Here is a 13,421-nt window from a genome sequence, read left to right on the forward strand (position 1 = left end):
TTTGAGCGCGACGTTCATTGATTTCAGCATATAGAAGTTCATCCAGTTGTTGCATTTGACGTTGATATCGACCCCAAGGACTCCAAGTTCCCCAGTCTTGTCGTAAAAATGGGAAAAATATTATAGTTGAGCGCAATGGTGAAGCTGTAAGTTCGAGAAAATTTGCTAATATAGGTCTAATTTGGGAGAGTCGAGGGCTATCATATAAACCAAAAACTGCTTGCAGTATTACTTGCAGAGTAATTTTTTGCATTAGTTGACGGGCGATGAATTTTTCACCCATGGGTAATTCTTTGGCAGTTTGTATAGTTAGGTTACAGATTAATTCTCCATAGTTCCTCATTCTGTCACCGTGAAATGGTGGCATTAATAGTTTGCGTTCTCGACGGTGGCGATCGCCTTCTAACAAAAGCATTGATTTTTCCCCAAACATTGATTTCAAAATTGGGCTACCTGGGGCATTGTATTCACTGTTATCTTTTGTCAATATCTCCTGTATAGTTTCTGGATTACTCACATACATTAGGGGTCTACCACCTATACCAATTTTTAACTGGAAGATATCTCCATATTTTCTAACACAGGTTTCCATTGTTTGAACTGGGTTTAAAATCCATTGCATTCGTTGTGCAATGACTGGTGTTTTTGGTCCTTTGATTGATTTCATATTAGTTAATGGTAAATTTTTGGACTATTTAATGCTGGAAGTTAACAGAAGAATGAAAAATTCAAACTACTGTTAACTTCCTTCAGTTTAACAATATTTTATAGAAACCCTAAGCGTATCTCCGCAAAGGTGAGGATTTTTGCCAAAGGAGTCAGGGGATTGAGAAATAAAATAGGGGAAAAAATAGAAAAATGCTCCAATCTCCCCCCTCTCCCCACACTCCCCCTCTCCCCCCTCTCCCCCCTCTCCCCACACTCGCAATCGTAGATACCTTTAGGAGTTCTATACAGTTGCCATGGAAGCAGATTCTTGTTCCATCTGCATACGTTTCCCAGTCATAACCATTTTAACACCACCTGCTGGTGTTAAAGTTATACCGCGACGTACTTGTTTGACTGGTTGTTTTTCTGCTAAAGCAAAAGTATAGCGTCTGAGAATAGTTGCCAATACCAGTTTCATTTCAAACATGGCAAACGCTGCCCCAATACAACGTCGGTTACTACCGCCAAAAGGTAAAAATTCGTAAGCAGAATATTGACGTTCTAAAAATCGTTCTGGTTTAAACTTTTTTGGTTCTGGATACAAATCTTCTCGGTGGTGAGTTAGATAAATACAGGGAGCTAGAGCAGTTCCCACTGGATATTCTTGACCCATTATTGCGATCGGCGATTTTGCTTCTCGTGGAGATACAATCAATACCACTGGATAAATACGCAGGGTTTCACAGCAAACTGCATTCAGATAGGGCAACTTAATAATTTTCATTGGATATGGATCATTTCCAAGAGTTTCCAATTCTTGTAATAGCTTGCGATAAATTTCTGGTTGACGGTGAATCCAGTAAAAAGCCCAAGCTAATGACGTTGCTGTGGTTTCATATCCCGCTAATAGTAATGTCATCAACTCATCCCGCAATTCTATATCGCTCATTCCTTCCCCTGTTTCATCCTTTGCTAACAGAAGCATTGTCAAAATGTCAGAGCGTTGGGGGTCTAGTTTTTGACGACGTTCAGAAATTTATGCAAGCAGTAACTCGTAAATCTCTTCCCTTTGTTTGATAAATTTTCCCCACGGACTCCAAGCACCCAAATCTATTTGTAGAAACTGGAAAAATAACATACTTGATTTCGAGGGAGAATTCAATGACTCCATGAGTGAACCTAAAAGTCGCTCTAATCTAGAGTACCTTTCTCCTTCATATAAACCGAAAACAGCTTGTAATATTACTTTCAAAGATATCTCTTGAGTAGATTCTCTCATGGAAAATACCTGTTGCAGTTCCCATTTGCTAGCTACTTGTTCGGCGATATTACAAATTAACTCTCCATAAGCTTGCATTCGTTCCGTTCTACTGAACTTATCCAAACTTACCTAACCTGTGGTTATGCTTTGGAGACGAGCTTCCTGCTTCATTGAGAACCACCGACCGCAGTCTGTAACTTTATTCTCAAGAGCAGGCTTAAAATCGGCGGGAACTCCACCTACTCATTTTAAGTATAACATAAGCTTTGCCATTTACAACTAAAAAATTTGAAAAAGCGGTCGAGGGATGGCGAGGTCCCCTCGCCATATCCAATCGACCAAGAGAAAAGTAGGTTTGAGGATATTTAGGTAAGATTTCAGCTTCTGTTTTTACCCCCATGAAAAGGTGGCATCAATAGTTTACGCTGACGTTGGTGAGGAGTACCATCTAATAACAATAATGAATAATCTCCCAGCAACGGCTGCAAAAATTTATTACCGGAACCACAGTCAAACTGTTTTGGGTTAGTCTTGAAAATTTCCTCAATGGCCTTGGGATGGCTGATAAATACCATTGGGTAATTCAATTTTACTTGAAATGAGTCTCCATATTCCTCTGCACATTTTTCCATAAATGTCAAGGGTTCGGCCACCCACTGGAGGAGTTGAATTAAAGCAGGAGCTTTTGGACCTGGTAGTTGTGTCATTGTCATATTCTAAAATTTAGTTATTTTTTGGATTTTTTGATTATTGGACTTGTCAGTTTATAACTTAAAAAAATCTGGCAATTCCTGTTGTTCTATAAGGATTTTAGCTATTAATTAAAACTGCATATAATTACTCCTGTGTATTGATTTGAGCGATGTTTTTCTCTATTTAGGGAAAACTCTAAATATTTACATAATTGTAAAAAATATTTACATAATTTGCTTGACATAGGAAACTTCAGAAAATTACCATTGCATCGTAGGCTTTTTTGTAAGATATTGAATTTGGAGAAAACCATATGAAAACTTTACTCAAAGTTTTTCAAACTCTGGTAATTGCTCTAGTAATATCGGTAACTCTATTGGGAAATCCTTGGATGGCATCCCCAGCAGCAGCTCAGGGATGTGATACACCCTATGCACCTCTTCTACGAGAAACTGGTTTCGTGGAGCGGGTAAATGTCCAGAATCTGGATAAGGCTATGTATTTTTATGGTGAAATCCTTGATCTGACATGCAATCCAACATTTTACGCACCTCCTTTTTGGGCTGAATTTTATTCAGAAAAAGATCCAAAAACAAGTATAGGACTTTCTGCCAATCCCTATGAACCATTTGAACCAAGGACAGTTGGGACACAGATTGTGCCTAATATTGCTGAAGCTTGTCTAAACATCAAGGAAAAGGGAATTCCTATTAAGGAAAGTCAATATGCTGGCAGTGGTGTATGCTTGGCTTTCTTCGAGGATTTTGATGGAAATGAGTTGGCTTATCGTCAAGAGCGGTTTGGTGCTAATTCAGAGAAAGAATGTAACTATATCACTGAAACATTCTGTTCTCCTGGGTTATAGATGAATTTTCAAAGAGTCTATATTATAGCTAAAAACTCCCTAGTTTTGCATTGTAGAGTTTTTTAAGTTTTAGTCATTTTTAATTCTATTAGTTTTGCTCTAGCCCAGGAAATATACCTCTGGGGCTAGAGCAAAATTATTAGCAAATACTTTCTTATCAAGCATTTATCACTATCTGATATAAAATCTGATTAAACATTTGTCATTATGACGATAGGAAGCAATCAGCCTGCACTACTGAAATTGCTTTCTTCCACTCCGTTCCAGTCGCAATGACTTAGGTATTAATTATCCAGATTTGATATAAACCGGAAACACATAGCTATATTTTTACCCACACTTTTACACAAATGTCAAGGAATTAGTCGTATAAGGTTGGTTTGAATCAAAGATGAAATTTTCTAATCTAATAATTGTATCATAGTTATATTAATATTTTTATCTATTTATATCTTCAGATTTTCTAATTACATTAAATTTTTTTCGATTAGCTATAACTAAATAAATATTGCCTAGACTTATTACTATCTAAAGTAAAAGGAATTAACATCGATCCCCGTAGATGTTAAATTATTATTAAGCTGAAATAAAAAGAGAAAAATAGGAAAATTGCTATGACTGCAACAACTCCAAAACCAACAACAGTCCCAGATTTTTGCGAAGGTATCCAATACTTCGGAGAAGCTTGGCCTGATTTTGAAACCCACGGCAAAACACCAGCAATAGCAGAAGGAAGTAAAGCGATCGCTTCACCAAGCGACCCTACTGGCGTATATCAAACCCTCCTCTACGCCGACGCTCTCCGTTATTTAATGTTACAAGTAACAGGCAGCAAAGCATCAGGACACCCAGGGGGTTTTGCCAGTCAAGCTGAAGCTTATGCAGCCTTAGTTATGTTAGGCTACAAAAATATTCTAACAGAAGTCGGACACCACGCCCCCGGTTTCTATAGCGCGGTATTTCTAGACCGCTCCCTAGAAGATATGGAAATCTTCACAGTCCAACAAATGCGCGATCGCTTCCGGGAAATGCACGGACTCCTCGGACACCTATCTGGCTGTATTCCGGGACTTTTAAATCCCGCAGGTCCACTGGGTCAAGGACAACATTTCGCCATGGCAGCAGCATTATTACATCGCGATACCCTATTTCCTTTCACTTTAGGAGATGGTGGGATGGGGGAACCCTATCCAGTTAGCAGTATGGCGCACTTTAACACTGCCTATCCTGATGTTACTAACTTTTTACCTGTTTTAGTGTGGAATGGTTATAGTCAAGAACACCATAGCATGGTCTCCACAAAAACTAATGAAGAAATGATTGCCTATTGGAAAGGCAACGGTTTTGCGGAAGTCATACTAGTAGATGCTAAAGACTTTGACGACAAAAACCAACCAGGTGACTACATTGACAGTAGTGCCTTCTCCTTAGAAAAGCGTCTGGAATTTACCAAAGCAGTATTAGAAAATGTTGACAAAGCTGCAAAATCTGCTCTTGGTGGCAAACTCACCATTTTTATTATCAAACAACTCAAAGGTGCAGGAGTTCACGCCAGAGGTTCAAAATCTCACAACCTCTATCCTAAAGACACCCTCGATAGTCCCCAAATTATGAACGCTCTCAAGGAACGCGCCCTACCAGTAGAAGGTTGGGAGTTAGTACGGAAAAACTGCGAACGCGCTGGTGGGGGGCCTGCTGCTAAAACAGTTGTCACTGAATTTGAGTACCCATTAGCAGACTTAGGTGAACTACCTTTAGAAGAATATGCTGTTGGTGGCGATCGCAAAGTTGCCACAACTGCAATGGGAGCATTGATAGCTCATGTCGGACAAAAAGACCCTAATTTCTTGATTACTAATGCTGATGGTAACGCTGCATCAGGTATTAATAATATTAACCAAGCATTGAAAATTATTCACCCAACCACCGACGACATTTATTTCCAAGGTCCGAAAGGTCAGGTTTATGAACCTTTGAGCGAAGACGCTTGTGCTGGAATGGCAGCAGGTTTAGCATTGATGGGAGCGCGGACAGTTTGGTGTTCTTATGAATCTTTTGCTATTAACGGCGTACCTATTTGGCAAACTGTGACGCAAGCAATGGCAGAATTACGTCATCTCACCCCTTCAACTATTACATTATTTACTGCTGGAGCATTGGAGCAGGGGCGCAATGGTTGGACGCACCAACGCCCAGAAATTGAAGCTTATTTTGCAGCGATGATGCGGAATGGGAATGTGTTCGCCCTGTTTCCACCTGATGCGAATAGTATTCAAGTTTGTTATGACTGGGCGCTGACTACTAAAAATAAAGGCGTGACTATTACTGCTAGTAAGTCACCGTTACCTATTCGGACTACTTTTGAACAGACAAGGCAAGGGTTGCAGGATGGTGCTATTGTGCTTGAGGAAACTACAGGAAATAAGACTGTTGTGTTTGCCGTGGTAGGAGATATGCCATTAATTCCAGTTTTTGAAGCTGCTGCCTCTTTGCAAACTGAAGGTATTGGAGTGCGGATAGTTTCGGTAATTAATCCTCGGCGTTTGTATCGTCCCCAGGATACAGGTTGGGATACTTGTTCTGAAGCTGATGGCGGATTTTTGGATGATGCTAGTTTTGAAAAGTTATTCGGCGGTGATGCTTTAATTGGTGTGACTGGTGGCGCGAGTTTAATGTTGGAACCAATTATGTTACGGAGTCAGGTTAAGCGAGATACGTTTGCTTGGCGTCGTGGTGAAACTGCTTCTAGTGCTGGTCAGGTGATGGCTTTTAATGGTATAACTGCTGAAGCTTTGACTAAGCGAGCGATCGAATTAGTACATTAAGATGGTAGGGGTTTGCTGAAAAAGACAGGACTTACGCAAACCAATCAATAAACTAACTGGTTTTATGGCTTGATTATTTCTAAAACTACCATGCTTCTTTGACAAACCTAGTTTATGCGTAAGTTCTATTGGGGTTTTCAGCAAACCCTAAATTAAGTATCGCTTGTCTCCTAAAGATTATTTTGGTTCAGCCAACTTCTAACTTTTGGATACTGATCGTAAGTTGGGGGAATTTGTCTTAAAATTTTAGCTGCTTCTTTTTTTTGACCTGATGAAGCTAAAACTTCTATACCATACTTGTGTTTTAGTCGGCTCAATGTCTGTTCGCCATCTGCGTCTAAATAACCCCCTTGTTTATCTTTCAATTCTTGAAGTGTGTACATAGGTTTAGTTAAATCTAAGGAATCCTTGCTGTTTTGGAAGCGAATTATGCTCGCCCGAGCTTCTGCAATCAGGGTAGGTGGAGTTTGATTAGCTGGAACACCCGCAATTTGCATTTGGGGAACAGATTTCTGCCTGCTAAAGTTGCCAATAACTAGGAGCAGAAGTATCCCTGTAATCAAAACCCCGACAATGCCAAAAATAAAAATCTTAGGATCTAGAGACTGATTGATTGGGGTATTTCGATAACCTTGTTCCCTGAAATTATCTTTACCTGGCGGAAGATTCTTTTGGTTTCTATTATTTGGCTTTATTGGTGTTCTCTGTTTTGAATTATATTTGTCTTTATGCGGTTCAATTTTTCGGTAGTTATTGTTGTCACTTACAAGTTTTGGTGGAGATTTAGTAGTGTTAGGAGATATGCTTTGCCGAGAAGTTTTTGGTAAAAATCTTATTCTTTGTTGCGCATTCCACACTTCATCAGGAAACCTGTTTTTCGGGCGTCCATTGTGGTACCACCATGCAAGAGCGCCAGCAGGAATAGCGCAAAAATTGGGAACCAATTCTTCAACTTGTTTTTGGTTTATAAGTACCTTTTTCATTTCGTCATGAGTAATGAGAACAACCACAAAGTTATTATTTTCCCTGGCTAAATTGAAAGCACTGGCGAGAATTTTTCTGTCTCTCTGATTTACATCAGGTATAGGAATCTCATTGTTATCTTCCGATGGCAAAATCTGGTAACGACGCCATTTGTTTTGAAATTCGATAAATTTTTTGGCTTTAACATCACCCTTTCCTGATTTTTCATACAATTCTTCAAAAGTACCACCAGGTACATAGCATTCACCCAGCTCTTGATTATGAATCCAGTCTTGTTCAGGATTGTCTTTTTTGGCAGACAGAAGCGCTGGCGTATCAAATACTAGCAAATGCTTATATTTATTCTGATTACTATTATTGTAGTATGGCATATTGACAAAATTCTCCAATGAAATAGATTTTACTTAATTGATATTAAACCTTCCGATAAATTCATTTTTTACCTTTTTTTTTAAGGTTTTAGCTGTCATTTTTGGATAGGTAGTTTTTGAATAATTGAGAGTTATTTATCTGCTAGGGATTTATTAATCAAAAACTACCTTGGCAACTTCCCGAATAAGGTTAATTACTGGGTTTGAATTTATCCTAATAACATCTTCGTGAGAGAAAGCTAAAACTTTGATAAGCACCGTAGCTGTAACCAAAAATAGTACGGCTTTTTTGATATAGGAGGATTCATTTGACTTAGATAAAAATGCTGTTGTCAACAAAACTGCTACAATGAATAACACCACAACCAATGCTTTTTCCGCATTGATAATCCAAAGAAAAGCAGCTACCAAAGAACTAACAAGAAAAGCTATACCCGCTTTGTAGATTTCAATTAAATGGGCTGGTATATGAGTAACTTTTTTTTCTCTTGGATAAGATGAATTATTAGGGGAAGGTTTAGGTTGGGAAAAAGGTTTGCTATTCTGTCGAGATTTACTGTATCTTTTTGATTTAGAGGAAGACTTTTGTTGGGTAATAGGTTGATGGCCTACTTTTGGCTTGCTGTATTTTTTTGTATTAGAGGATGGTCTCCCTTGAGTAATAGAGCTATCTAATTTATTATGTTCTCTTGATTTAACATAAAATTTGTCTCTACTGCTCCCTCCGAACTTGATATATCCTCCAAGTCCATCGTTTCGATTAGTTTTTTTCCTGCTTTTATCATCGTATGGCCTCTGTTTTTGTGTGTTGGAAGGCTTATGCCTTTTTGATAGTCCCATCTGGCACTAAGTTTTTTATATTTGCTTATATTATAGCTGCGAACAAACTAATCCTTACTCCCTAAGCAGGAAAATCATACCCTAATTCACCAATGCCTAATTTTACTTTCCTTATCTATTCTTAGCATTTTTACGGATACATTCTGAAAATTTCATAGCGATTCCCGAATAATTAATAATTGGACAATTTACGTTTGAACCCTGCCCTTGGATGGGGGATAAAATCACAGGTTTTCCTTTTAGTCAATCTCCTTCTTTTAAGAAGGGGTAATTATTAATTATTAATTGTTCATTATTAATTGCTGAAAGCTTATTGTTGAATGGGAATTTGTATTGTAAATTCTGTACCTGTTCCTACTGTTGAAGAAAAAGTTAATTTACCACCATGTTTTTCTGTAATAATTTGGTAACTAATCGCCATTCCCATACCTGTTCCTTTACCAACAGGTTTTGTCGTAAAAAAGGGATTAAATATTTGATTTTGAATTGAAGGTGAAATTCCACAACCATTATCGGCGATCGCAATTTTTACCCATTTCTCATCGACTCGTGATGTATGGATAGTGATTTGTCTTAGTTGATTTTCGTGCTCACTGGTTTCCAAAGCATCAATAGCATTGGCTAAAATATTCATAAATACTTGATTTAGTTGTCCCGGATAACATTCTATCAGAGGTAGATCGCTGTAATTTTTTACCACCTGAATAGCTAATTTTTGTTTGAGACGACTTTGTAAAATCAATAGGGTACTTTCAATTCCATCGTGAAGTTCAACTTTTTTTAATTCTGATTCATCTAAGCGAGAAAAGTTACGCAGGGAAAGAACAATGTCACGAACTCGCTTTGTTCCTATTTTGATTGAATTGATAGTTTTGGGTAAATCTTCTTGTAAAAATTCAAACTCAACTTCATCTGCCCAATCTTCTATTTCTGAGCTAGGATTAGGATAACATTGCTGCACTAATTCAACAAAATCAAGTAAATCCTGAGTGTATTCCTCTACATGAGCAATATTACCATGAATAAAGTTGATGGGGTTATTAATCTCATGGGCAATACCTGCCACTAATTGTCCCAAGCTTGACATCTTCTCTTGCTGAACTAACTGCGCTTGAGTTTGTTGAAGTTTGTGGAGAGTTTCCTCTAGCTGATTTTTTTGTTTTTTTTGTTCGCTTAAAGCGATCGTGCGCTCTTTGACTTGTTGCTCTAGGGTTTCGTTTGCTTTTTGAAGAGCAGTTTCACTAGCTTGTAATTTTTCAGTATTTGTTTGAATCCAATTTGCCATTTTATTAAATCCTGATGCAATTTGAGCTAACTCATCAGAACCTTGAATATTCACGCGTTGATTAAGTTCTCCTTGAGCAATTTTTTTGCTAACTTCAACAATTTGCCCTGCTCGTATAGTCAGAGTTTTTTCAAAGAATAACCAGAGTAAAATACAAAATCCAGCTAAGGCAATTTTAGAAGTTACGGAGCGAGATAAAGCATCACTAAATGCCTGTTGTTTCAGACGTGATATATCATAAGACAACCAAAGAATTCCCACTTTAGAGGGACGAAGTTCCCCAGGTTCTGTTTGTAGGGGAACTGGATAAATTGCCCAAATTTTTTGTCTGTCTTCTGATAAAATAATTTGTCCTGATAGATTTTCTCGAACTTGTGTAAATGCTCTCTTATTCTTTGCTGCCGGGGTTTGTTGAAGGGAGCGATTTCGCAATTCATACTGGGTTGCCAAAAGAACACGATTTTCTCGATCGTATAAAAGAGCTAAACTAAGATTGACATCAGTTTGCATCTTACTAATAGCAATTTCAGCTTGCTCTATGTTGCCTCGACGATATAGATATTCCAACATTCCTGAAATTTGTTCCCCCGCAAATCTTGCATTCCCACTAACATTTTCCTCAACTCGTTGAAAAGAATTTGACGTTTCTTGCTGAATATTTATTCCACCCAATATTGTACTAGATATCAGGAGAATCGCAGGAATTGAAAACCGCAAAGAAAAGGGAAACTGTTTCATTTAACTTAAAAGTTTAGTGAGAAAATCATTGAAAAAGGAGACAGGAGACAGGAGACAGGAGACAGGAGATAGGAATCGTTTGTGGGAATTCAACCCCTACCAATTGAAGACGCCGTGCAGACGGCGGGGATGTTTTACCCGATAGCTTCCACCCAGGAGTACAGAAGTTGTTGATGCCGAGCAAGAATATTTATTACCGAAATAATTAATAATTAAACAATTAAATAATTAGATAATTCAGGTTTAAAGCCTCCCATTGAAAGGGGAAAAAGCGGTTGTTTGCGGAGCATTCCGAAGGATGGGATGGCGAGGTTTCCCGCTCTTACAGAGCCGCGTTTCATGTCGCGTTTGCGCAATTATTCCGTAGGAAAGCGAAACGCAATTCAAGTCGCTCCGCGAAACGCCATATCCAATCAACCAAGAGAAATAAATTTTTTCATTTTAGTCAATCCTCTCCCTAAAAGGGAGAGGTAATTATTCATTATCCATTATTGAACTCCTGACTTATAGCCGAAGACTCCTTAAAGTTCTACTGCTTTGATAAAGCGATCGTCAAATAAAGTCATCGCATCGAGAGATTTTGATAATAGTTTGTTAGCAACCATCACATCAATTAATCGTTGAGTATTTTCCAGTAATGCAGGATTCTCTCGATCTAAAAGTTGTTGATTTTCTTGTAAACTTGGTCTGCGTAATCCCTTAATTGATTCTAAAAATTCCTCTGGTGTCACTTGAGTGCGAGGAGCAACCCGACGGGCACTATCTTGGGGATTTTGTGCCAGATAATTAAGTGCTTTAAATTGTCCATCTACCAATGCCTGTATATCTTTGGATTGATTGGCGATCGCTGTCTTATGAACGATTAAAACATCAACAATTTCACCCGGAATTTGAGAACTATTAAATATTTCTTTTGCTCCGAATGCTAACAGTTTAGTACGAGCAGGACCGAAAGTAACAACTGCATCAATAATTCCATCTTTAAATGCTCGCTCGTGTTCTGAAAGTCCCAAAGAAACAACTTTAATATCTTTCGTTGTCATTCCCGCTTTTTCTAAAGCACGGGTAATAATATATGCCCCTAAAGCATTAGCTTCTACACCTACTCGCTTACCTTTTAAGGCTTGAAGATTGGGAATCTCTGGTTTTGCTAAAATTACATCTCCTCCTTCAGAAAAGTCTATCACCGTTATAATCCTTACATCTGGATTAGTAGTTGCTAATTCTAATGCCTGATCCATTGAGATAGCAGCACTTTCGAGATTATTATTTCGATAAACTCTTACTTGTTCAGTACCAGAAGGAAAATCAAGAAGTTTGATTGAAGTATTGTCATAATATCCTAAGCTTCGTGCGAGGTAGAGGGTTTCGTACCCAGGCCACAAATTAACAGCAACTCGCAAAGGTAGTGGAGTAGTGTTACAACTTATGAGTAGAGATACTCCAAACAAAATAACAATGAGGAGAAGAGACATTTTTTGTTTGAGTTTCCACAACCATTTTTGCCTAGGGAAAGTTCTTGACATAAATCGTTTTATAGGTGAAGATACATAATGCTTCATGTTTATATTCATTGAGGTTTTACTAATATTTGTGGTTATAAGTAGGGGAGCTTTCGCCAGCAAACACGGCCTAAATTTCTCCGCAACAGATTTTCCTGCTCTGGAGTTGGGTACAACCTAAATTGATATGTTTTCTCGACCATTTAGTGCTTGCTGACTAGACGTTCACACTCTAACATATTCAGTGTAAAACCACAATATTGATTAGCATTCATCTCGACAGCGAGAGTGCGCTATGGTGCAGGTCTTCTGCAAAAATTAAGATAAAAATCCCACTGCCTTCAAAATGAAAAATGTATTTCCAGGATTTCAATCAATCTAGAAGCTTGTCTAGACTAAAACTGTGGGTAAAACCTAACCCCCCAACCCCCTTAAGTGCTAGCGTTGGGGGAGAAATGCTCCCCTCTCCTTGCAGGAGAGGGGTCGGGGGAGAGGTTTTCATTAATAGACATCTGGTGGAAAAGAGGGAACACTTAACACTTAACACTTAACAGGAAGAAAGAATAGATAATTTATGGAAGGGAACACTTAACTGGGAACAGGCAACAGGAAGAAAGAATAGATAATTTATGGATGAGAATTGATTTGATTTTTAATTTTCACGGGCTTTGTCTAATTACTAAAAAATTATCATGACAACAACTCTAGCTACTCCTGATACTGCCTTAGCAACCGTTCAAGCTGCTTTATCTATTGACGCACAACCTTATGTGATTGGCGATCGCTCTACTGGATTAGTTGTGGTAGATATACTTAATGGTTTTTACCGAATAATTATTGACATAGGTACTCAACGTAATGTATTGTTGGAATGGATCGACGATAATAAGCCTGAAGTCCTAGTTGTAGGGTGAGACTGCCTCCAGTGCTAGTCAAGTGATGGCTTTTAATGGTTTGAGTGCTGAGACTTTGACGAAGCAAGCGATCGAATTGGTGCATTGATGATGATGAGTTAATCTGAGTCATAGGTTGGGTTCAGCGGATATCGGAACCCAACAACCTAATACCAATTTCAGTGAATGTTGCTAGGTTTTCTCGTTTGTTTAATGGTTTGACAACTGAGGAGAATTTGTAGTTGAGTTACGCTCTCGTACCGATACAATTACAATGGAAAGTATAATGACAGAAGCAGTAAAAATTGCCCAACAATATTACGATAGTACCGAAACCGACAAATTGTACGCTGCCATCTGGGGTGGGGAACATATTCATTATGGAATCTACACCCAACCAGACGAAGCAATTCACGATGCTTCCCTGCGTACTGTCGAAACCATTGCCAAAACTCTGGAAAAAATAGACCAAAATTCACGAGTTATTGACCTGGGAGCTGGATATGGAGGGGCAGA

General features: G+C 38.4%; 13 protein-coding genes. 4 read left to right on the forward strand and 9 right to left on the reverse strand.

The genetic code is table 11. The features are described 5' to 3' along the window. The 4 genes from F6K22_RS13165 to F6K22_RS13180 all read right to left on the reverse strand — a co-directional run. Positions 1-667: cytochrome P450 (locus F6K22_RS13165; RefSeq protein ID WP_293098107.1), on the reverse strand; the 667-nt coding region annotated here is incomplete at its 3' end. Between the two features lie 282 nt (positions 668-949). Next, positions 950-1,684, reverse strand: coding sequence for a cytochrome P450 (locus F6K22_RS13170; protein WP_293098134.1), 735 nt, complete (start codon positions 1,682-1,684; stop codon positions 950-952). Continuing rightward, on the reverse strand, positions 1,685-2,032 hold the full coding sequence (locus F6K22_RS13175; protein ID WP_293098110.1) for a cytochrome P450 family protein: 348 nt from the start codon (positions 2,030-2,032) through the stop codon (positions 1,685-1,687). It abuts the gene before it with no gap. Between the two features lie 254 nt (positions 2,033-2,286). Continuing rightward, positions 2,287-2,616 (reverse strand): cytochrome P450, encoded by a 330-nt coding sequence (locus tag F6K22_RS13180; protein WP_293098113.1) that lies wholly within the window; start codon positions 2,614-2,616, stop codon positions 2,287-2,289. A gap of 299 nt (positions 2,617-2,915) precedes the next feature. Between F6K22_RS13180 and F6K22_RS13185 the strand changes: the two genes are divergently transcribed. Continuing rightward, positions 2,916-3,467 (forward strand): VOC family protein, encoded by a 552-nt coding sequence (locus tag F6K22_RS13185; protein ID WP_293098116.1) that lies wholly within the window; start codon positions 2,916-2,918, stop codon positions 3,465-3,467. Positions 3,468-4,081: 614 nt separating this feature from the next. Next, a complete protein-coding gene (locus F6K22_RS13190; RefSeq protein ID WP_293098119.1) occupies positions 4,082-6,292 on the forward strand; it encodes a phosphoketolase family protein in 2,211 nt (736 codons plus the stop codon). Positions 6,293-6,462: 170 nt separating this feature from the next. Here the strand turns inward: F6K22_RS13190 and F6K22_RS13195 are convergent, their stop codons facing one another. From F6K22_RS13195 to F6K22_RS42005, 5 genes are all read right to left on the reverse strand, one after another. Continuing rightward, entirely contained in the window at positions 6,463-7,665 is a 1,203-nt protein-coding gene (locus F6K22_RS13195) for a PIN domain-containing protein (protein WP_293098122.1), read from the reverse strand. Between the two features lie 135 nt (positions 7,666-7,800). Further along, on the reverse strand, positions 7,801-8,487 hold the full coding sequence (locus tag F6K22_RS13200; protein ID WP_293098125.1) for a hypothetical protein: 687 nt from the start codon (positions 8,485-8,487) through the stop codon (positions 7,801-7,803). Positions 8,488-8,797: 310 nt separating this feature from the next. Further along, positions 8,798-10,510, reverse strand: coding sequence for an ATP-binding protein (locus tag F6K22_RS13205; RefSeq protein ID WP_293098127.1), 1,713 nt, complete (start codon positions 10,508-10,510; stop codon positions 8,798-8,800). Between the two features lie 521 nt (positions 10,511-11,031). Next, positions 11,032-12,036 carry an ABC transporter substrate-binding protein gene (locus F6K22_RS13210; protein ID WP_293098129.1) on the reverse strand — a complete coding sequence of 335 codons (1,005 nt, stop codon included), beginning with the start codon at positions 12,034-12,036 and terminating at the stop codon, positions 11,032-11,034. A 71-nt stretch (positions 12,037-12,107) separates the two neighbouring features. After that, positions 12,108-12,215 (reverse strand): helix-turn-helix domain-containing protein, encoded by a 108-nt coding sequence (locus F6K22_RS42005; protein ID WP_363273472.1) that lies wholly within the window; start codon positions 12,213-12,215, stop codon positions 12,108-12,110. A gap of 489 nt (positions 12,216-12,704) precedes the next feature. Between F6K22_RS42005 and F6K22_RS13215 the strand changes: the two genes are divergently transcribed. Both F6K22_RS13215 and F6K22_RS13220 read left to right on the forward strand, forming a co-directional pair. Further along, positions 12,705-12,926, forward strand: coding sequence for a hypothetical protein (locus F6K22_RS13215; protein ID WP_293098131.1), 222 nt, complete (start codon positions 12,705-12,707; stop codon positions 12,924-12,926). Positions 12,927-13,191: 265 nt separating this feature from the next. Beyond that, a partial coding sequence (locus F6K22_RS13220) for a class I SAM-dependent methyltransferase (RefSeq protein WP_483244132.1) occupies positions 13,192-13,421 on the forward strand: 230 nt, incomplete at its 3' end.

It is taken from the genome of Okeania sp. SIO2F4, from assembly GCF_010672385.1.
Lineage (GTDB): Bacteria > Cyanobacteriota > Cyanobacteriia > Cyanobacteriales > Microcoleaceae > Trichodesmium.

Bases quoted from the DNA above. Each gene is read 5' to 3' on its own strand.
- F6K22_RS13180 (WP_293098113.1), bottom strand. From the start codon at position 2,616: ATGACACAACTACCAGGTCCAAAAGCTCCTGCTTTAATTCAACTCCTC.
- F6K22_RS13185 (WP_293098116.1), top strand. From the start codon at position 2,916: ATGAAAACTTTACTCAAAGTTTTTCAAACTCTGGTAATTGCTCTAGTA.
- F6K22_RS13190 (WP_293098119.1), top strand. From the start codon at position 4,082: ATGACTGCAACAACTCCAAAACCAACAACAGTCCCAGATTTTTGCGAA.
- F6K22_RS13200 (WP_293098125.1), bottom strand. From the start codon at position 8,487: ATGGGACTATCAAAAAGGCATAAGCCTTCCAACACACAAAAACAGAGG.
- F6K22_RS13205 (WP_293098127.1), bottom strand. From the start codon at position 10,510: ATGAAACAGTTTCCCTTTTCTTTGCGGTTTTCAATTCCTGCGATTCTC.
- F6K22_RS13210 (WP_293098129.1), bottom strand. From the start codon at position 12,036: ATGTCAAGAACTTTCCCTAGGCAAAAATGGTTGTGGAAACTCAAACAA.
- F6K22_RS42005 (WP_363273472.1), bottom strand. From the start codon at position 12,215: ATGGTCGAGAAAACATATCAATTTAGGTTGTACCCAACTCCAGAGCAG.
- F6K22_RS13215 (WP_293098131.1), top strand. From the start codon at position 12,705: ATGACAACAACTCTAGCTACTCCTGATACTGCCTTAGCAACCGTTCAA.